Source organism: Ochrobactrum sp. Marseille-Q0166 (assembly GCF_014397025.1).
Lineage (GTDB): Bacteria > Pseudomonadota > Alphaproteobacteria > Rhizobiales > Rhizobiaceae > Brucella.
On record NZ_JACJUO010000001.1, the window covers coordinates 437,904 to 456,772 of the forward strand.

The following is an 18,869-nucleotide window of genomic DNA, read 5'->3' on the forward strand; positions in this document are numbered from 1 at the left end:
AAAGGAATACGGGAATGATTTTCGAGCTATGGATCATGTGTGGCATCATCCTGCTCTGCATCATCCTGTCGGGCTTTTTTTCAGGCGCAGAGACGGCATTGACCGCTGCGTCCCGCGCCCGAATGCTTACATATGAGCATAATGGCGATCAGCGTGCCACAGTTGTTCAATATCTCATTGGCAAGCGCGACAAGCTGATCGGTGTTCTTCTTATCGGCAACAACCTCGCAAATATTCTTGCCTCGTCGATTGCTGCCAACATCTTCCTGCATATGTTTGGCGATGCAGGGGTGGCTTATTCGACGCTGGCGATGACCATCGTTCTGGTCATTTTTGCTGAAGTCCTGCCAAAATCCTGGGCGATTTCCAGCCCTGACCGCTTTTCGCTGAATGTGGCACGTCCAGTTTCAGCCGTCGTGACTTTGGTTGGCCCTGTTTCTGGTCTCGTAAACTGGATTGTGCGTAAAATTCTTGGTCTTTTTGGTGTCAGTCTGGCTTCTGATCAGTCGATGCTCTCAGCGCAGGAAGAATTACGCGGTGCCGTCGAAGTGTTGCATCGCGACAAATCTCTAATCAAAGAAGACCGCGATCAGCTTGGCGGGCTGCTGGATCTCAAAGAACTGGAAGTCAGCGATGTCATGGTGCATCGCACATCTATGGGCACGATCAATGCCGATGCGCCTGCCGATCAAATTGTTGGCGATATCCTTGCGAGTCCACACACACGTATGCCGGTCTGGCGTGATGAGATCGATAATATAGTCGGTATCATTCATACCAAGGATTTGCTGCGCGCGCTTTACAAGCTCGATAATGACTTTTCCCGAATCGACATCATGAAAGTGGTGCGCAAACCGTGGTTCGTCCCTGATACGACCACGCTTCAAGACCAGCTTAACGCTTTTCTGCGTCGTAAAGCGCATATTGCTGTTGTTGTCGACGAGTATGGCGATGTGCAGGGGCTCGTTACGCTGGAAGACATTCTTGAAGAGATTGTCGGCGATATATCTGATGAACACGATATCGACATCGAGGGGCTGCGGCTGCAACCGGATGGGGCTGTAATTGTTGATGGCTCTTTGCCAGTGCGTGATCTCAACCGCGCCCTTAGCTGGGACCTTCCTGATGAGGAAGCGACCACGGTTGCCGGTCTGGTGATCCATGAAACACAGACGATTCCAGAAGTGAAACAGGCCTTTACCTTCCATGGAAAACGCTTTTCGGTGCTCAAGAAAGAAAAGAATCGCCTTACGCGTCTGCGTATTTTGCCGCTTGATACCGACGGAAAGCCGGTTTCAAGTGTTTCGGTTGCAAAGGTGTCTACGTAATGTCTGTACCTTCCAACAAGCAGGAACTGCTGATAGCAATTGAAACGAGCTATACTCGGCTTGTTTCCGATCTTGCACGTGTGACGCCGGAGCAGGCCAAATCGAAAACGATGGAGGGCCATGCCAAAGGCACAATGATGAGTGTGCATGATCTGGTTGCCTATCTGGCGGGATGGAACGAGCTGGTACTCAAATGGTGCGAGCGACGCGATAAGGGCCTCGTCGTTGATTTCCCTGAAACGGGCTTCAAATGGAATGAACTGGGGAGACTCGCTTCAAAATTTTACCGCGATTACGAAACGCTATCGTTTCATGCACTTCTGGAGCGGTTTGAAAGAGCAAAAAATGCGCTGGTCACACTTATCGAGTCGCGAACGGATACGGAGCTTTATGGCGTTGCTTGGTATGAGAAATATACGCTTGGCCGCATGATCCAGTTCAATACGTCTTCGCCCTACGCCAATGCACGTGGTCGTCTCCGAAAATGGCTTAAAGCGAATGAAACGGGCGCAGTGATCAAAGTGCTCGCTTAAGGCGAATACATACTTACATGACAGGCGCTCTAATTTTTTTAAATATAGACCGGCATTGCTGCTGGCAATTCTAGCGATAGATCAAAGCGTCATATCCGGCGAGGATTGAGCAACTGCGGCAACGCAACTGTGCACCGTCTCCAAAATCGTTCCCATGCATAGTCCATACAGAACCAGCATCAAGGGTTGCGCGCTTGCCGCACTTGCAGCAGCAGGCAAAGCTATTATATCTGGCTAGCGACGTTGCTGATACCGTATTCATTGGTTTCTCCTTTCGGAGTGGCCTCAAGGGGTTCAGAGAATGTTTCAGTCCGTTTTGATTATGAGCTCGCCTGATAGCTTTTTCGCGGCATTCGGAGTTTGTATCGAAACAATCAAGCCGATTGATGGTTTAATCGAACGCCCAACAGGCTTACTCTCTTTGCTCTTCAATCTTAACAGCCTCAGCCCGCGCCGAAACCCCAGAAATTGGGAAGCTTGTTAAAAAATCACCGACGCGTGGCTTCGCCGGGTGCCGAAGGTTCAAGTGCGAGTGCGTGAACACCGGTTTCAAGCTCTTCTTTGAGAAGATCATTAATGGCTCGATGACGGGCGATGCGACTCATACCATCAAACTTGGCAGATACAATGCGCACGCGAAAATGTGTCTCGCCGGTGCCATCATAAACCTCATGATGGCCACGATCTTCGTGATGATGTCCAGCATGGAGATGGCTTTCATTGATGATTTCAAGCTTTTCAGGGGCGAATTCAGCAATGAGTTTTTCTTTCATGGAAGATTGTTTGCTATTGTGAATGGACATTTTGGCCAGTTCTCCCCATATAGACGCTGTGCTTCATATAGACGTCGCCTCGGCGACAATGCGTGGGGCAAATCCGCACAGGAATTGCAATCTGCATCAAAGTTTCGTCCTGAAACCATGGCCAAAACCATTCGGGATGAAATGTCAATTCTTGTTTAATCACTCTTAATTCGCATAATCCGATTCGATGACAACGCACTCAAAACTTTTCGACAGCATCCGCATCCGTCCCAAGAAGGAAGCGGAAAAGAAGTCCAGCGGTCCCTGCTGCCAGTGGGACGGTTGCGATAAGCCGGGCACACATCGTGCGCCAGTCGGGCGCATGCGCGAGGGTGAATACCTTCATTTCTGCGTGGATCACGTCCGCGAATACAATAAGAATTTCAATTATTTCTCGGGTCTTTCCGACGGAGAAATCTCGAAGTTCCAGAAGGATGCGATCACCGGAAATCGTCCGACATGGTCGACCGCATCCAATAGAACCGGTGCTGCACGCACATCGCCGGATATGGCGACACGCCGTTCCGGTTCAGCAGCCTACCAGAACCGAATGCGCGATCCGTTTGGTTTCGTAAAGGATGCGAAAAATAATCCGGGTACTGCCAAAGCTGTGCAGCGCAAACCGCGCACTTTGGAAGTAAAGGCGCTTGCAACGCTTGGTCTTGATGCAAATTCAACTAGCGATCTTATCAAGTCACGTTATAAAGAACTTGTGAAGCAACACCATCCCGATGCAAATGGTGGTGACCGCGGATCTGAAGAAAGATTTCGCGAGGTCATTCAGGCTTATCAATTGCTCAAGACAGCAGGTTTTTGCTAAAGGCCTGTATGGGCTTTTGGAGGTCGAGTATCAGGGCATGTTACATGCTCTGACGGACATTCATCTGCTGTGCTTTTGCGCAGAAGCGATTACGGATGCCCGCAACTGAACTCAAGGGCGCCATCCGGCTCACCGAAAGGCTCCCTGATCGAATTTGAATGTCGCGGCCGGAAAGTCCTGCCGCTCTGGAGGCATGATGAACAAGGTTGAGCGGGATATAGCCAATTTGCCGGATACAACGGTTTCGGTGCGTGAAGTGTTCGGAATTGATTCCGACATGCGGGTGCCAGCCTATGCGGCAGGCGATTCCTATGTGCCGGAAAAAGACCCGGATTATATTTTCGACCGTCAGACGACGCTCGCGATTCTCGCAGGTTTTGCATACAATCGCCGCGTGATGGTTTCCGGTTATCACGGAACGGGTAAGTCGACTCATATTGAACAGGTTGCAGCCCGTCTCAACTGGCCTTGTGTCCGTATCAACCTCGACAGCCATGTCAGTCGTATCGATCTCGTCGGTAAAGACGCGATCGTCGTCAAGGATGGTGTGCAGGTTACCGAATTTAAAGACGGCATTCTGCCTTGGGCCTATCAGCATAATGTTGCACTGGTTTTCGACGAATATGACGCGGGTCGCCCGGACGTGATGTTCGTGATCCAGCGCGTTCTGGAAACCTCTGGCCGTCTGACGCTGCTTGATCAGAGCCGCGTTATCCGTCCGCATCCTGCTTTCCGCCTGTTTGCGACCGCCAACACGGTTGGCCTTGGCGATACGACCGGCCTTTATCATGGCACCCAGCAGATTAACCAGGCACAGATGGACCGCTGGTCGATCGTGACCACGCTGAATTATCTGCCACACGACAATGAAGTGAATATTATTCTCGCCAAGTCCAAGCATTACCAGAATGCTGAAGGCCGCGAGATCGTCAACAAGATGGTTCGCGTTGCCGACATGACCCGTCAGGCTTTCATCAATGGCGATCTCTCGACCGTGATGAGCCCGCGTACAGTCATTACATGGTCTGAAAATGCCGCGATCTTTAACGATGTCGGTTTTGCATTCCGCCTGACCTTCCTCAACAAGTGCGACGAGCTTGAGCGCCAGACAGTAGCTGAGTTCTATCAGCGCGCTTTCGGTGAGGAACTTCCAGAATCGGCTGCCAATATCGTTTTGGCATAAAACTGGATGATGCCTGCCGCCCATAACGGGCGGCGGTGCTTTAGAGCATAATTCGATCGGAGTGAAACGAGGATCGATAACATTATGCTTAAAGTAAAAGAGTTTAGAGCGCGGATCTGATTCAATCAGATCGAAACGCACTCTATACAAAATCAGGATAGGCAGATGTCGGGCCAGAAGTCAGGAATTGGCGATAATTCGCGCGAGCGCAAAAACGGACCTGTGGATTCTGAGCCGTTCAAGCGGGCGATGACGGCGACCATGCGCGCTATTTCCGGCGAGAACGAGCTGGAAGTCGCGTTCAGCAATGATCGTCCTGCGCTGACCGGCAATCGCGCCCGCCTGCCTGATCTTCCGAAGCGTCCGACCGCCCATGATGTAGCCGTTACGCGTGGCTTGGGTGACTCTATGGCGCTGCGTCAGGCACGCCATAATGCCCGCATTCACGCAAGCCTTGCGCCGGAAGGCAAGCAGGCCCGCGCAATCTATGATGCTGTGGAACAGGCGCGCGTGGAATCGATCGGCGCCCGCGCAATGGCCGGTGTCGCTGAAAATCTCTCTGTCATGCTGGCCGACAAGTATGCCCGCGCCAATTTCACCGCCGTGACAGACAAGGAAGATGCACCGCTTGAAGAAGCTGTGTCGCTTTTGCTGCGCGAGAAACTGACAGGACGCAAAGCACCTGCTGAGGCTGGGCCTGTACTTGATCTCTGGCGCGAGTGGATTGAGCAGAAGGCAGGTGCCGAGCTTGCCCGTCTCAGCGATAATCTGGAAGATCAGCAGGCTTTTGCGCGCACCGTGCGCGATATGCTGGCTTCAATGGATATGGCCGAGGAGCTTTCTCAGGAAGAGCAGAGCGACGAGCAGGACGAAGAGAACGAACAGACACCTGATTCGGACGAAAACGAGGATGGTGGCGAAGAAAGTCAGGAAGGCTCTGATTCTGCTGAAAGCGAAGAATCAGACAGCTCCAGCGAAGAAGGCGAGCAGGGCGAGATGGAAGCCACTGACGCCGCTTCCGATGATATGGATGACAGCGAAGACGTCGACGCGGAAACGCCGGGTGACACACGCCGTCAAAACCAGCCTTTCGCGAATTTTGCCGAACATGTTGACTATAATGTCTTCACGCGTGAATTCGATGAAGAGGTTGAGGCGGCTGACCTTTGTGATGAAGCAGAGCTTAGCCGTTTGCGCGGTTTTCTTGATAAGCAGCTTGCCAATCTGCAAGGCGTGGTCGGAAGGCTTGCCAACCGTTTACAGCGCCGGTTGATGGCGCAGCAGAACCGCTCATGGGATTTTGATTTGGAGGAGGGTTATCTCGACAGCGCGCGTCTGGTGCGCATCGTGATCGATCCGACGCAGCCGCTTTCCTACAAAATGGAGCGTGATACTGACTTCCGCGATACGGTTGTGACGCTGGTGATCGATAATTCGGGCTCCATGCGTGGTCGCCCGATTACGGTTGCAGCGACCTGCGCCGATATTCTGGCCCGTACGCTGGAGCGTTGCGGTGTAAAGGTCGAAATTTTGGGCTTCACAACCAAAGCCTGGAAAGGCGGTCAGTCACGCGAAGCATGGCTTGGACGCGGCAAACCATCCAACCCGGGTCGTCTCAATGATTTGCGCCACATTGTTTATAAGCGCGCAGATGCGCCGTGGCGCCGCGCACGCAACAATCTCGGCCTGATGATGCGTGAAGGCTTGCTGAAAGAAAATATCGACGGTGAAGCGCTGATCTGGGCGCATCAGCGCCTGCTGGCACGTCCTGAACAGCGCAAGATTCTGATGATGATTTCCGACGGTGCGCCGGTGGATGATTCAACCCTTTCGGTCAATCCGGGCAATTATCTCGAGCGTCACTTACGCGCCGTTATCGAAGAGATCGAAACTCGCTCGCCGGTTGAGCTGATTGCGATTGGTATCGGCCATGACGTGACCCGCTATTATCAGCGCGCCGTGACCATTGTGGATGCGGAAGAACTGGCCGGCGCAATGACCGAGCAGCTTGCATCCCTGTTTGAAGAACAGGGTGCTGGCGGGGCAAGGCAAGGCCGCCGCAGCGCGGGTAGAAGATAAGATAAAGGGTCTTTGGATCAACGATTTAAGTGCTTGTTTTTACGCATTATCCCGCGCTGCATTTCTATGCAGTTTTTCAGGGAATGCTTTGGATCGATGTTCTCTAGCATATTAGTCTTAGTCCTACCCGCTAGTCTGATCAAGACTGCTTGGGGTCAGTGCTTCGCAGTGTCTGCGCGGCCCGGCGCATAAAGCGCCGGCGCGAAAATCGCAAGAATCGCGCCGTAAGGCACCAGCATCAGCGTTCCCATCACAACCTTCACAAAGAAGTCGCCGAACGCCAGTGAAGCCCAGAGCGGGACGCCAAGTCCAAGGAGTGTGGCAGGCTCTGCAAGCGACGAATCTGGCATGCCCGTCATTGTGTCAATCCATGCAAATTGTGCAGCAAATGCGATCGAGAAGAACAGCACCGTATCGACAACAGATCCGAACATGGCGGCAGCAAATGGCGCTTTCCACCATGTCTTCTGACGCAGACGGTTGAAGACGGTAATGTCCATCAGCTGTGCGATGAGAAAGGCCGAGCCGGAGGCGATGGCAATGCGCGGCGTTGCAAGCCAGATCGACATCAGCACACCCAGCACGAAGCCCGCATAAACGACTTTGCGCGCAGCGGCAGGACCGAAGCGGCGATTGGTCAGATCATTGACGAGAAAGGCCACCGGATAGGTGAAGGCACCGTAGGTGAGCAGCTCACCGAGGCCAAAATGTTCAAACGGATACTGGACAAGGATGTTCGAGGCAGCAACGGCTGCACACATACCTATGACGGCCAGCCAGAGACGGGCAAAAGAAGAGCCTGTATTGGGCATTTTTTTATCCTGGGTGATGGAACCAGCAAAAAAGGCTGACGCGAGTCAGCCTTTTTTGTCGAACTTTAAAAAGCTGATTGCTTATGCAGCAGCTTCAGCCTGCTTTTTAGCGATCTGACGCTTCAGCAGGCGAGCGCGCTGCGAAAGTTCCTTGTCGTCAGACTTGACGAGGAATGCATCGAGACCACCGCGATGTTCAACCGAACGCAGAGCAGAAGCGGAGATGCGCAGACGATAGCTCTGGCCGAGAACTTCGGACATCAGCGTAACGTTGCAGAGGTTTGGCAGAAAGCGACGACGCGTACGGTTGTTCGCGTGGCTGACATTGTTGCCGTACTGGACCGAGGTGCCGGTCAATTCACAAGCGCGGGACATTTTGGTCTCACCTTCAAATTTTTGTTTCTCAGGCCCCGACCCGAAAGTCCGAATTCAAAGCTATCATAGCAGTTTGCTGCTGCTGGCGCGCGATTTCGGACAGGCGGCCTTTTGGGAAAGTCGCGTTTCTATAGTGACAGGAGCGAAAACAGTCAAGACAGATTCCGCCGTGAAGCTCCAAAGCCGCGCATTTACGGCCTTTTGTCCGGTCGAAAGGCCCTTCAGATCATAACTTTGCCAGCTTTTGCTGTTCGAGAGAAGATATAAATCGGGAATCTTAAGTAGATTTGGAGCCATTGATAGTCGAAATCTCAAAGACAATCACGGTATCTGGCAAAAAAGACAGAATCGTTTGCGAGGGTTTTTGAGCATGTCATTCTTGCGGGCGAATGGTGTGGGTTGACAAAGTGAAAGGACATTCTGGCATGATCGAGCAATCGCATATCCGGCGAATAGTTAAGAAGCGGGTTTCGGGACGGGGTGTTGTTTTTCTTACCGGACTGACGATTGCAACCATGTCAGCAATGAGTTCCTCTCGGGCTGATGATCTTTATCGCACAGAATATGAAATCTCGATGTTCGGGCTGTCTATTGCCCGATCAGCCATTGAAACGACGGTCAAAGGTGCCAATTATGGCGTTAATGGTCGCTTTAAAACCTCCGGCATTGCGCGGGTTTTTGATGATACGGACGGCACTGTCTATGTGAGCGGCAGTTCCACGCCAAGCAAAGTAACGCCTTCCGCCTTTGATCTGGCCTATAAGCATGGCCGCAAAAACAAGAGCACAAAGATACGGTTTTCCGGTGGCAATGTGACATCTTCTGAAAATCTGCCGCCGGTAAAAAAGCGCGATCCGTGGGTGGAGCTGACACCGCAGGATCTTATCAATGTCAGTGACCCGCTTAGTGCGCTGATGATTCCCACCAAAGACCCGAAAGCAGTCTGCAATCGCACTTTGAGAGTTTTTGATGGCCAGACCCGTGCAGATATTCGGTTGAGCTTCAACGGTACTGAATCTTTCACCACAAAAGGTTTTACCGGCGAATCGGTGATTTGTTCGGCGAAGTTTATTCCGCTGGCAGGCTATCAAAAGGGCAAGAAGGCTATCGACTATCTAGCCAATCGCAGCAAGATCACGATTTCTTTTGCTTCGCTTGGCAATTCCGGCATCTATGCGCCGGTTGTTGCCCGCATAGGCACCCAGCTCGGGACTTTGAAAATCGAAGCAACCCGATTCGAAAAGAATCAGTAAGCCAGAATTTTCGTTGGTTTAATGTTTGGGGTGCACACATTCATCGTGATTGCCGAGGATTTCGATAACGCGGCACTGGTCGATACGGCCATGGGCCGTGCAATCGAGCATCCGCAAAAGCTCAGTTTTCAAAGACAATAGTTTTGCGATGCGATGCTCAACATCAATCAGGCGTGCACGCGCAATAGAATCAGCTGCGGCGCACGATTGTCCGGGATTGTCCTGAAGGTCGAGAAGCGTGCGGATCGCATCCACTTCAAAGCCAAGATCGCGCGCATGACGGATAAATAATAGCCGCTGAATATCGGCATCATCATAAAGGCGGCGATTGCCTTCCGTGCGTGGAGGCACCGGAAGAAGCCCGATTTGCTCGTAATAACGAATAGTTGGTACTTTCACACCACTGGCTTTTGATGCTTCGCCAATTGGAACATTGGTAATCATTTTTTCACTTGCTCCTCTAGTCACTAGAGGATGTAGACCTTGTTTCAGACAATTCAAGAGTGGTCTTGAAGGGGCAGGTTATGAACGAAATTTTGAAACAGAACCGGTTTCGCGTGGAAGGCATGGATTGCGCTTCCTGCGCAACGAAAATCGATACGGCCGTTCGCCGTGTTTCTGGTGTTGAAGATGTTTCCGTATCGGTGACGACGGGCATGATGACGGTGCGCCATGATGGTAGCAGCGATCTGGAAAGCGTTGCCAAAAAGGTCCGTAGCCTCGGCTATGACATCGAACCATTGGCTGACGAAAAAGCGTCTGCCAAGCATGTACATCACCATCACGACCATGCAGGCTGCAGTGGCCATGATCATGAACACAAGCACGACCACGATCATCATGATCACACTCATGACGAACCTGAAGTAAAGCAGATCGTAACGGGTGCCGACAGTTTACGCTTCAGCGTGGAGGGTATGGATTGTGCTTCCTGTGCGGCCAAGATCGACACGGCTGTTCGTCGCGTTCGCGGGGTGCAGGATGTTTCTGTTTCCGTGACAAATGGCACCATGACCGTCAATCATGATGGCTCGGCCAGCGTTGACGAGATTGCCGCGAAGGTTACGGCACTTGGTTACAAAGCCAGCGCGCAATCGACAGGGGCGCTAAAAGTCCAGCCAAAGGTGCCTGCAAAACCAAAGCGCTGGTGGCAGAGCGGCAAAGGCCAGATGATGCTCGCCTGTGGTGGTGGTCTGGTCGTTGCCTATATTGTTGGCCATCTTTATCCGCCGATTGAATTATTGGCTTTCACCGCAGCCATGCTGATTGGTCTCATACCGATTGCAAAGCGTGCTTATTCCGCAGCCATCAATGGTACGCCGTTCTCAATCGAAATGCTGATGACCATTGCAGCCATTGGCGCTGTCGTCATCGGTGCAACAGAAGAAGCTGCGGCTGTGGTTTTCCTGTTTCTGGTTGGTGAACTGCTGGAAGGTGTGGCCGCAGGCAAGGCGCGGGACAGTATTCAGTCGTTGACAGCACTGGTGCCGAAGACCGCCTTTTTAGAAAGCAACGGCTCCACAAAAGAAGTGCCAGCGGAAGAGCTGAGTGTGGGCGATGTGATTGTGGTGCGCCCCGGTGATCGTATGCCTGCTGATGGCGAGATCAATTCAGGCGAAAGTGCAATCGATGAAGCGCCGGTCACGGGGGAAAGCACGCCTGTCGGCAAAGTTGTCGGCGACAGTGTCTTTGCAGGAACCATCAATGGTGATGGGTTGCTACGGGTCCAAGTGACAGCCGCAGCGCAGGACAACACGATTGCGCGTGTTGTGCGTCTGGTCGAAGAAGCACAGGAAGCCAAAGCCCCAACCGAACGCTTCATCAATCGCTTCTCGACCTATTATACGCCGGGCGTGGTTGTCGTGGCTGCTTTGGTTGCTATTCTGCCGCCGCTGGTCGCGGGTGCCGAATGGGGCGAGTGGATCTACAAAGGTCTGGCCATTCTGCTGATCGGTTGCCCCTGTGCGCTTGTTATTTCGACGCCTGCTGCCATTGCGGCATCGCTTTCGGCGGGTGCGCGGCGCGGCCTGTTGCTGAAAGGTGGCGCAGTTCTTGAAACCATAGGCAAGATTACGACTGCCTGTTTCGACAAAACCGGCACGCTGACAGAAGGCAAGCCGCAGGTAACAGATGTTCTGTCTGGCGCACTTTCGGAAGGAGAAGTCTTGCGTCTGGCGGCATCACTTGATGCAGGTTCAAGCCATCCGTTGGCCTTAGCGATTGTCGGTGCATCTGATACGCGAGGCCTGAAACTTTCAGCCGTTTCGGCAGGTAAGGCACATGGCGGCAAGGGTGTGTCAGGTAAAGCTGATGGGGTCGAGCTCTTCCTTGGTTCGCGCAAGGCAGCCAATGAAATCTCTGCCATTCCGGACGATCTGGCGGCGCAGATTGCTGTCTGCAATGATGAAGGGAAGACGGTTTCTGTTCTGGTTGCAGACGGCAAGATTGCGGGTGCCATAGCTATGCGTGATGAGCCGCGCGCCGATGCGATTGCAGGGCTTAAGACGCTGAAAGCTGCCGGTATTCGTACCGTTATGCTGACCGGCGATAATCGTCGCACAGCAGAGGCAATCGGCAAGGATCTCGATATTGAGGTGCGTGCCGAACTCCTGCCGGAAGACAAGCAGCGGATCGTTGGCGAGTTCCGCAAAGAAGGTCAGATCGTGGCCAAGGTTGGCGACGGCATTAATGATGCACCAGCCCTTGCAGCGGCTGATGTTGGCATCGCCATGGGTGGCGGTACCGATGTGGCGCTTGAAACCGCGGATGCTGCCGTGCTGCATGGCCGAGTGGGTGATGTAGCGGCAATGGTCGAACTGTCGAAGCGGACCATGCGTAATATTCATCAGAATATTGCAATCGCGCTTGGGCTGAAAGCTGTGTTTCTCGTGACGACAGTTCTGGGGATCACCGGTTTGTGGCCTGCAATTCTGGCTGATACGGGCGCAACGGTTCTCGTGACAATCAATGCGTTGCGGCTCTTAAGGCAATCATCCTGAAAGAAAAACCGGCGAAGGAAACTTCGCCGGTTTTTCATTGATGCTCTATTCGCCGATCAGTTCGCGAATGCGCTCGCCGTATTGCTTTGCGAAGGTCACATGCTCGGGATTAATTTGTTTTACTTCATCGACAAGCTGATCTTCTTCTTCCGCATCTGCGGCTGCAAGCGCGCTCATCATGGCGAAATAGGCGAGCAGATAATCACGTGGAGCGATATTTTCAGCCTTCATCACTTCAACCACTTGCGGACGCGATTCAATGCTTTTGACCATGGAATCCATGGAGGGACGGGCATCCTGACCTTCTTCCGCCGTAGGTGAAAGCTGCATTTCTTCCAGCTTGTTATGGATTTTTTCCATTCGGGTCAGCAGATCTTCGCTGAGTTTAAAATTGTTGATTTCTTCCGGCGTTTTCAGCGGCGTGGCGATCGCAATAATATCTTCGGCGTAAGTAATGTTCACGGATTGCGGAAGGACCACAAGCGAAAGGCCAAAGATAGCGGCTGCTTTAAGTTTTTTGATGTGTGAAAAGATCGTCATGGTCGTATCCTAGAACAGGTCTTTGCGCTTGCGGATTTCTGCGAAAACGGCTTCATCAGTTGCGCCCTGCATCCCAAGCCGCGTGCGAATGCGGCCATCGTGGCAGCGAAGAAATGGATTGGTTGCCATTTCAAGCGCGATGCTGGTGGGCAGGGTCATCTTATCAGCCGCACGCAACCGCGCAATCTCTGCTGCTCGCTCTTTCAGTGCCGAATTATCGGGGTCGATAGTCAATGCAAAGCGTGCATTGCTCTGCGTATATTCATGGCCGCAATAAACTGCCGTGTCGCCCGGTAGCGCCACAAGTTTTTGCAGCGAATTGAACATTGTACCCGGCGTTCCCTCAAACAGACGACCACAGCCCAGGGCAAAGAGTGTGTCGCCTGTGAATACGACTTTTGCTTCCGGCAGATAGAAGGAAATCTCACCAGCGGTATGGCCGGGCGTGGAAATCACTTTCACATTGAAAAGCCCGAAGGTGAACTCATCGCCGTCCTGAACGGTACGGTCAAGTGTCGGGATTTTGCTTAGCTCAGCCTTTGGGCCGATGATGCTGACGCCGAACTTGGCTTTGAGCGCTGCATTGCCTTCGACGTGATCAAGGTGATGGTGTGTTGTTAAAATGAAGTCGAGTGTCCAGCCACGGCGTTTTAGAGCTGCTTCGATTGCGTGTGCATCCGGTGCATCGATTGCTGCAGTCAGGTCGCTTTCGGGATCATGAATGAGAACGCCATAATTATCGCTGCGGCAGATGAATTGTTCAATGTCCAAGCGTAACATGGTGTCCTCCTCGATATGTCAGTCTTTTTTGGTTTCAGGCAATGTATGTTTCTGGATAAGCGGCATTTGTGAAAGGGTGAAGACAATGGTGATCGGCATGATACCCCAGACCTTGAAGGACACCCAGGCATCGGTCGAAAAATTGCGCCATACGACTTCATTCACAACAGCTAGAAAGATGAAAAACAGGCCCCAGCGCAAAGTCAGCTTCCGCCAGCCTTGTGCATCAAGCCTGAATGCCGAATCAAACACGTAACCGAGCAAAGATTTACCGAACAAAAGTCCGCCCAGCAGGATCACGCCGAACAGCGTGTTCACGATGGTCGGCTTCATTTTGATGAAGGTGTCGTTGTGCAACCAGAGCGTCAGCGCACCAAACACCAGAACTACGATGCCGGAAATGAGCGGCATCATCGGCAGCGTTCGCGTCATCGACCATGAAACAGCAAGTGCGATAACGGTTGCAACCATGAACAGCGCCGTTGCCAGAAAGATCGGCTCGCCAATCTGTGCAAGCACCGGAAAGCGCTCGATCAGGCTGTCACCACGTGCATTGGCAAAAAAGAAAACCAGCAGCGGTCCGAGTTCCAGCGCAAGCTTGAGCAGCGGCGGGACTTCCTTGCGTTCGGCTTCGGTTTTTTGCGAGGGATCGCGTTCGAAAACGGGATGCTCCATCAGGCAACTCCTGCGATGGCGCGGGCAAAATCCTTGGCCGCAAATGGTTCAAGATCGTCGACACCTTCGCCGACGCCGATGAAATAGATCGGAAGCTTATGCTTGGCAGAAATGGCCACCAGAATGCCGCCGCGTGCTGTGCCGTCAAGCTTGGTCATGACGAGGCCGTTGACGCCAGCAATATTCTTGAAAATCTCGACCTGATTGAGCGCATTCTGGCCGGTGGTGGCATCCAAGGTCTGTAGAACCGTGTGCGGGGCTTCCGGATCGTGTTTGCCAAGCACGCGCACGATCTTGGCGAGTTCGTCCATCAGTTCGGCCTTGTTCTGTAAACGGCCTGCAGTGTCGATGATAAGAACATCGCTGCCCGCATCTTTGGCCTGCTTCCATGCATCATAGGCAAGGCCTGCTGCATCGGCGCCAAGCTTGCTTGAGATAACCGGGGAACCGGTGCGCTCGCCCCAGATATGGAGCTGTTCGATGGCGGCTGCGCGGAAAGTATCACCTGCCGCAAGCATGACTTTGAGGCCGCCAGCGGTCAGTTTTGCGGCAAGCTTGCCGATGGTCGTGGTCTTGCCGGTGCCATTGACGCCGACAACCAGAATGACATGCGGCTTATGCGAGAGATCAAGCTCCAAAGGCTTTGCGACGGGCCCAAGCACCTTTTCGATTTCCGCGCCCATGATATTGCGCACTTCTTCGCCAGTCACGTCCTTGCCATAACGACCGGACGACAGCGCATCGGTCACACGCATAGCCGTTTCAAGGCCGAGATCGGCCTGAATGAGCACGTCTTCAAGATCCTGTAACGTGTCTTCATCGAGCTTGCGCTTGGTGAAGATACCGCTGATGGAATCGCTCAATGAATTCGATGAACGCAGCAGGCCGCGACGCAGGCGCTCAAACCATGAAAGCTTTGGCTCAGGCGCGGCCTCGACCGGCGCTTCTTCCTGATGTTCTTCAACGGCCTTTGCGACCTTGACCTTTTTGGGCTTTACCGGCTCTGGCTGAGGTGCGGGCTCGACTATTTCCTCAACAACGGGTGCCTCTGAAACTTCAGGAGCTTTCGCGACTTCAACCTGTTCGGGTTCAGCAGCAGGCTCTGGCTCAACAACGCGCTCGGGCGCAAATGCTTCAACCACGATCGGTTCCATCACCGGTGGCTGTTCAATCGGGATTTCGATCTCGGCAACCGGATGCTCCGGTTCTGCCTTTTCTTCCTCAACCGGTTCAGCGGCAGGCTCTTCAATCTGTTCAGGCTCTGGCTCACTGGCGATCACTGGTACTTCCGGTTCGGAAATAACCACTTCAACGACGGTGTTTTCGGTTTCTGCAGGCGCTTCGACGGTTTCAGGAAGCTGTGTTTCTAAAGCCGTTTCCACAGCATCAGGAGCGGGCTGTTCGACCGGCTTTTCTTCAACCTCCTTCTTGCCGAAGGAGAACATTTTCTTGATGAAACCCATTGCCATGAAATCTGATGCCCTTAAGCTTTAAGCCGCTTGCGGCTCTGTCTGACGGGTGAGGAGTTTTTCACCGTCATGCCCCGTCACAATTCGTTCGATAATTTCACCAGCGTTACCCTGATCAACAGCGGCCAGCGTAAAGCCTTCCGTGCGGGCAATGCCTTCCTTCTCGATCAACAGGCGCTGCACAGTGCCATTGAGAGAAGCGAGGTGTTTTTCATAAGCCCGGTCACCAACGGCGCGTAATCGTGCGGCACGTTCTTTGACTATTTCGCGCCTGACCTGCGGCATACGCGCAGCCGGTGTGCCTTCGCGTGCGCTGTATGGGAAGACGTGCAGATGCGTCAGGCCGCATTCCTCGACGATCTTCATCGAGTTTGCAAACATTTCTTCAGTCTCGGTTGGGAAACCGGCAATGATGTCGGCACCGAACACGATGTCGGGGCGAAGGCTGCGTACATCTTCGCAGAAGCGGATGGAATCATCGCGTAAATGACGGCGCTTCATGCGCTTTAAAATCATGTCATCGCCTGCCTGAAGTGACAGATGCAGATGCGGCATCAGGCGCTTTTCATTGGCGATTGCTTCCATCAGGTCTTCGTCGGCCTCAATGGAATCAATGGATGAGAGACGCAGGCGCTGCAAATCCGGAACCTGGCTGAGAACGGTTTTGACCAGTTTACCAAGACGCAGGCTGCCCGGCAGATCGGGACCGTAAGAGGTCATATCGACGCCGGTCAGAACCACCTCAGCATAGCCATTATCGACGAGGCGCTTGACCTGATCGACCACGCCGCCCATCGGCACCGAACGCGAATTGCCACGACCATAAGGAATAATGCAGAAGGTGCAGCGGTGATCACAGCCATTCTGCACCTGCACAAATGCGCGCGCGCGGCCTTCAATCGCATCGACCATATGGCTCGCGGTTTCGCGCACTTCCATAATGTCGTTGACGCGCACCTTTTCGAACTGGTTCACGCCGAAATCGGGCAACATGCGATAGGAGTTGGCCTTGAGCTTTTCCTCATTACCCAGAATGAGGTCGACTTCATCCATGGCCTCGAATTTGGCCGATTCCGTCTGCGCAGCACAACCGGTGACGATGATGCGCGCTTCCGGGTTGTCGCGGCGTGCTTTGCGGATGGCCTGACGTGCCTGACGTACGGCTTCTGCCGTAACGGCGCAGGTGTTGAAGATGATCGCGCCATCTTTGAGTTCGCCAAGGCCGGCGCTGTCTGCCTCGCGCTTCATCACCTCGGATTCATAGGTGTTGAGGCGGCATCCGAAAGTTACGACTTCAACGGCCATCAGGCAGCACCTCTGCTCTGATTAGGGGCGTACTCCCATTCGCCGGTTGCGGGATCGAATGTACCATCAAATTCCCATTGTGCGGGGCCGGTCATCATGACGTGATCGTCGTCGCGCCATTCAATCTTGAGCGGGCCGCCGGGGACATTGACCGTGACGCTGCGTTCGGTACGGCCTGTGCGTGCGCCTGAGACGGCGGCAGCGCAGGCGGCAGAACCACATGCGAGGGTGAGGCCCGCACCACGTTCCCATGTGCGCAGGTACATGCTGTCGCGCGATGTGACCTGAGCGATGGAAATATTGGCGCGCTCCGGGAAAATCGGATCATGTTCCAGCTCCGGCCCATATTGATCGAGCGCATAAGACCAGACATCGTTTTCGACCCAGAAGATCGCGTGCGGATTGCCCATGGATGCAATCGACGGCGCTTGAAGAACAGGTGCATCGGCAGGGCCAGCAGACAGATCAATGGCGCGGGTGTCGTCCACTTCATGGGCGAGGGGGATTTCGTTCCAGCCGAAATGCGGCTTGCCCATATCGACTGTAATCAACCCGTCTTCGTGCTCATTGGCGGTCAGGGTGCCAGCCAGTGTCTGGAAAGTATAATCCTGTTTTCCGCTTTCATGGGAAAGCCACTGCACAACGCAGCGCGTGCCATTGCCACAGGCCTGCGCCTGTGTGCCATCGCAATTGATGATCTCGATATAGTGATCTGTGCCGGGCGTCTTTGGATCATGAATCGCCATGATCTGATCAAAAGACGTTGCCTCTTCACCAGCCAGACGGGTGGCAGCGCTTGGAGCGATGTGATCGCTGCGTCCGCGCATATCTGCAACAATGATCTTGTTGCCCAGTCCGTTCATCTTGGCGAAGATGGCCTTGCTCATTGTTGGTTCCGGGTCCTGTCTATTTCGGAGAGGCTCTGGAGCGTGTTTCGTTCTGACTTGGATCAGATCGTCGTTCCGAGCATTTGTTTAACGCGTATCTTAGTCCGAAAACCGTTTCACACTTTTCGGGATGCGCTCTATATGGCGGAAAAGCCCACAAATTGCCAGTACCGGCGCGTTATTGGCTCAAGCCCGGTCTGATTACTGAATTTGTGGATCGGTGTTTACCTAAAAACTGTGTCCTTCCTGCGCCATTTTGAAAATTTCTAAGCTATTTCAAGCCTTCTATGGATGCTTTTGCAAAGATTCACGGTAGCCTGCTGTTGATTTTTTAACCATATCGCCATTTTATCGGTGCAATATTGTTTTAGGTCGAGCTTTCAAACTCGACGGTGCGAGGGGCACTCCCCCAATAGCCAGCCCCACGAACACTAAGGAATTGGAGAACCAGATGGGAATTTCAAAAGCAAGTTTGCTCAGCATTGCTGCAGCGGGCGCTATTCTGGCCGGTTGCCAGAGCTCCCGGGTTGGAGGCTTTGACAACACTGTATCGCCGCCGCCGCCAGCACCGCTGCGTTCTGCTCCTGTGAGTTCCGTACAGTCTGGTAATCTGAGCACTCCAAACTCTTTCCCGACCGCGCCCACGACGGATACGTCGATGCCAGCGGCTGGCACACAGGTTGCAAGCCTTCCGCCCGAATCAGCGCCTGATCTGACGCCGGGCGCTGTCGCAGGCGTATGGAATGCATCGCTTGCAGGCCAGAATTGTAAGATCGCAACGCCACAGACCAAATATGGTCAGGGTTTCCGCGCTGGTCCACTGCGCTGCCCGGGCGAACTCGGAAGCCTCGCTTCATGGTCGGTCAGCGGCAAGCAGCTTTCGCTCTATGATGCCAATGGCGGCACGGTCGCAACGCTTTATTCGTCCGGTCAGGGCCGTTTCGATGGTCAGACCACGAGCGGCCAGTCCGTTTCGCTGTCGCGCTAATCAGACAACTGAGCTAAAGACAGGCGGGGCAGTCGCGAGA

Annotated in this window: 18 protein-coding genes; 8 read left to right on the forward strand and 10 right to left on the reverse strand. The window is 53.4% G+C overall.

Annotated features, from left to right (window positions below; genetic code table 11):
• Positions 1-14 precede the first annotated feature (14 nt).
• The gene (locus H5024_RS02045) at positions 15-1,328 is read left to right on the forward strand and encodes an HlyC/CorC family transporter (RefSeq protein ID WP_187543795.1); all 1,314 of its coding nucleotides are present in this window, start codon (positions 15-17) and stop codon (positions 1,326-1,328) included.
• Complete coding sequence (locus H5024_RS02050) at positions 1,328-1,861, forward strand: ClbS/DfsB family four-helix bundle protein (protein ID WP_187543796.1); 534 nt, start codon at positions 1,328-1,330, stop codon at positions 1,859-1,861. The genes H5024_RS02045 and H5024_RS02050 overlap by 1 nt, the downstream gene beginning before the upstream one ends.
• Before the next feature lie 488 nt (positions 1,862-2,349).
• Here H5024_RS02050 and H5024_RS02055 read toward each other — a convergent pair whose 3' ends face one another.
• Positions 2,350-2,664: a BolA family protein gene (locus H5024_RS02055; protein WP_187543797.1), complete on the reverse strand. Its 315-nt coding sequence runs from the start codon at positions 2,662-2,664 to the stop codon at positions 2,350-2,352.
• A 187-nt stretch (positions 2,665-2,851) separates the two neighbouring features.
• Here H5024_RS02055 and H5024_RS02060 point away from each other — a divergent pair, with 187 nt between their 5' ends.
• From H5024_RS02060 to cobT, 3 genes are all read left to right on the forward strand, one after another.
• A complete protein-coding gene (locus tag H5024_RS02060) occupies positions 2,852-3,484 on the forward strand; it encodes a J domain-containing protein (RefSeq protein WP_187543798.1) in 633 nt (210 codons plus the stop codon).
• 196 nt (positions 3,485-3,680) lie between these two features.
• Positions 3,681-4,667, forward strand: a complete 987-nt coding sequence (cobS, locus tag H5024_RS02065; RefSeq protein ID WP_187546530.1) for a cobaltochelatase subunit CobS — start codon at positions 3,681-3,683, stop codon at positions 4,665-4,667.
• A gap of 165 nt (positions 4,668-4,832) precedes the next feature.
• On the forward strand, positions 4,833-6,746 hold the full coding sequence (gene cobT, locus H5024_RS02070; RefSeq protein ID WP_187543799.1) for a cobaltochelatase subunit CobT: 1,914 nt from the start codon (positions 4,833-4,835) through the stop codon (positions 6,744-6,746).
• A gap of 155 nt (positions 6,747-6,901) precedes the next feature.
• Here the strand turns inward: cobT and H5024_RS02075 are convergent, their stop codons facing one another.
• Entirely contained in the window at positions 6,902-7,558 is a 657-nt protein-coding gene (locus H5024_RS02075; protein WP_187543800.1) for a queuosine precursor transporter, read from the reverse strand.
• A gap of 81 nt (positions 7,559-7,639) precedes the next feature.
• On the reverse strand, positions 7,640-7,933 hold the full coding sequence (gene rpmB / locus H5024_RS02080; protein ID WP_007872272.1) for a 50S ribosomal protein L28: 294 nt from the start codon (positions 7,931-7,933) through the stop codon (positions 7,640-7,642).
• A gap of 425 nt (positions 7,934-8,358) precedes the next feature.
• On the opposite strand from rpmB, the gene H5024_RS02085 reads away from it, so the two are divergent.
• Positions 8,359-9,186: a DUF3108 domain-containing protein gene (locus H5024_RS02085; protein WP_187543801.1), complete on the forward strand. Its 828-nt coding sequence runs from the start codon at positions 8,359-8,361 to the stop codon at positions 9,184-9,186.
• A gap of 18 nt (positions 9,187-9,204) precedes the next feature.
• Here the strand turns inward: H5024_RS02085 and H5024_RS02090 are convergent, their stop codons facing one another.
• On the reverse strand, positions 9,205-9,627 hold the full coding sequence (locus tag H5024_RS02090; RefSeq protein WP_187546532.1) for a helix-turn-helix domain-containing protein: 423 nt from the start codon (positions 9,625-9,627) through the stop codon (positions 9,205-9,207).
• A gap of 83 nt (positions 9,628-9,710) precedes the next feature.
• Between H5024_RS02090 and H5024_RS02095 the strand changes: the two genes are divergently transcribed.
• The gene (locus H5024_RS02095) at positions 9,711-12,185 is read left to right on the forward strand and encodes a heavy metal translocating P-type ATPase (RefSeq protein ID WP_187543802.1); all 2,475 of its coding nucleotides are present in this window, start codon (positions 9,711-9,713) and stop codon (positions 12,183-12,185) included.
• Between the two features lie 45 nt (positions 12,186-12,230).
• Here H5024_RS02095 and H5024_RS02100 read toward each other — a convergent pair whose 3' ends face one another.
• The 6 genes from H5024_RS02100 to dapF are packed head-to-tail and all read right to left on the reverse strand — an operon-like array spanning position 12,231 to position 17,841.
• Complete coding sequence (locus tag H5024_RS02100) at positions 12,231-12,725, reverse strand: hypothetical protein (RefSeq protein WP_187543803.1); 495 nt, start codon at positions 12,723-12,725, stop codon at positions 12,231-12,233.
• A 9-nt stretch (positions 12,726-12,734) separates the two neighbouring features.
• A complete protein-coding gene (gloB, locus tag H5024_RS02105; RefSeq protein WP_187543804.1) occupies positions 12,735-13,505 on the reverse strand; it encodes a hydroxyacylglutathione hydrolase in 771 nt (256 codons plus the stop codon).
• A gap of 18 nt (positions 13,506-13,523) precedes the next feature.
• Positions 13,524-14,180 (reverse strand): septation protein A, encoded by a 657-nt coding sequence (locus H5024_RS02110; protein WP_187543805.1) that lies wholly within the window; start codon positions 14,178-14,180, stop codon positions 13,524-13,526.
• A complete protein-coding gene (ftsY, locus tag H5024_RS02115; protein ID WP_187543806.1) occupies positions 14,180-15,649 on the reverse strand; it encodes a signal recognition particle-docking protein FtsY in 1,470 nt (489 codons plus the stop codon). The genes H5024_RS02110 and ftsY overlap by 1 nt, the downstream gene beginning before the upstream one ends.
• Positions 15,650-15,670: 21 nt before the next feature.
• Positions 15,671-16,954, reverse strand: coding sequence for a tRNA (N(6)-L-threonylcarbamoyladenosine(37)-C(2))-methylthiotransferase MtaB (gene mtaB / locus H5024_RS02120; RefSeq protein ID WP_187543807.1), 1,284 nt, complete (start codon positions 16,952-16,954; stop codon positions 15,671-15,673).
• Positions 16,954-17,841 carry a diaminopimelate epimerase gene (gene dapF, locus H5024_RS02125; protein WP_187543808.1) on the reverse strand — a complete coding sequence of 296 codons (888 nt, stop codon included), beginning with the start codon at positions 17,839-17,841 and terminating at the stop codon, positions 16,954-16,956. The genes mtaB and dapF overlap by 1 nt, the downstream gene beginning before the upstream one ends.
• 451 nt (positions 17,842-18,292) lie before the next feature.
• Here dapF and H5024_RS02130 point away from each other — a divergent pair, with 451 nt between their 5' ends.
• Entirely contained in the window at positions 18,293-18,829 is a 537-nt protein-coding gene (locus H5024_RS02130; protein WP_187543809.1) for a protease inhibitor Inh/omp19 family protein, read from the forward strand.
• Positions 18,830-18,869 lie beyond the last annotated feature (40 nt).

Excerpts from the sequence above, each read along its gene's own strand:
- H5024_RS02045 (WP_187543795.1), top strand. The coding sequence starts at position 15 with ATGATTTTCGAGCTATGGATCATGTGTGGCATCATCCTGCTCTGCATC.
- H5024_RS02050 (WP_187543796.1), top strand. The coding sequence starts at position 1,328 with ATGTCTGTACCTTCCAACAAGCAGGAACTGCTGATAGCAATTGAAACG.
- H5024_RS02055 (WP_187543797.1), bottom strand. The coding sequence starts at position 2,664 with ATGTCCATTCACAATAGCAAACAATCTTCCATGAAAGAAAAACTCATT.
- H5024_RS02060 (WP_187543798.1), top strand. The coding sequence starts at position 2,852 with ATGACAACGCACTCAAAACTTTTCGACAGCATCCGCATCCGTCCCAAG.
- cobS (WP_187546530.1), top strand. The coding sequence starts at position 3,681 with ATGAACAAGGTTGAGCGGGATATAGCCAATTTGCCGGATACAACGGTT.
- cobT (WP_187543799.1), top strand. The coding sequence starts at position 4,833 with ATGTCGGGCCAGAAGTCAGGAATTGGCGATAATTCGCGCGAGCGCAAA.
- H5024_RS02075 (WP_187543800.1), bottom strand. The coding sequence starts at position 7,558 with ATGCCCAATACAGGCTCTTCTTTTGCCCGTCTCTGGCTGGCCGTCATA.
- rpmB (WP_007872272.1), bottom strand. The coding sequence starts at position 7,933 with ATGTCCCGCGCTTGTGAATTGACCGGCACCTCGGTCCAGTACGGCAAC.
- H5024_RS02085 (WP_187543801.1), top strand. The coding sequence starts at position 8,359 with ATGATCGAGCAATCGCATATCCGGCGAATAGTTAAGAAGCGGGTTTCG.
- H5024_RS02095 (WP_187543802.1), top strand. The coding sequence starts at position 9,711 with ATGAACGAAATTTTGAAACAGAACCGGTTTCGCGTGGAAGGCATGGAT.
- H5024_RS02100 (WP_187543803.1), bottom strand. The coding sequence starts at position 12,725 with ATGACGATCTTTTCACACATCAAAAAACTTAAAGCAGCCGCTATCTTT.
- gloB (WP_187543804.1), bottom strand. The coding sequence starts at position 13,505 with ATGTTACGCTTGGACATTGAACAATTCATCTGCCGCAGCGATAATTAT.
- H5024_RS02110 (WP_187543805.1), bottom strand. The coding sequence starts at position 14,180 with ATGGAGCATCCCGTTTTCGAACGCGATCCCTCGCAAAAAACCGAAGCC.
- ftsY (WP_187543806.1), bottom strand. The coding sequence starts at position 15,649 with ATGGCAATGGGTTTCATCAAGAAAATGTTCTCCTTCGGCAAGAAGGAG.
- mtaB (WP_187543807.1), bottom strand. The coding sequence starts at position 16,954 with ATGGCCGTTGAAGTCGTAACTTTCGGATGCCGCCTCAACACCTATGAA.
- dapF (WP_187543808.1), bottom strand. The coding sequence starts at position 17,841 with ATGAGCAAGGCCATCTTCGCCAAGATGAACGGACTGGGCAACAAGATC.
- H5024_RS02130 (WP_187543809.1), top strand. The coding sequence starts at position 18,293 with ATGGGAATTTCAAAAGCAAGTTTGCTCAGCATTGCTGCAGCGGGCGCT.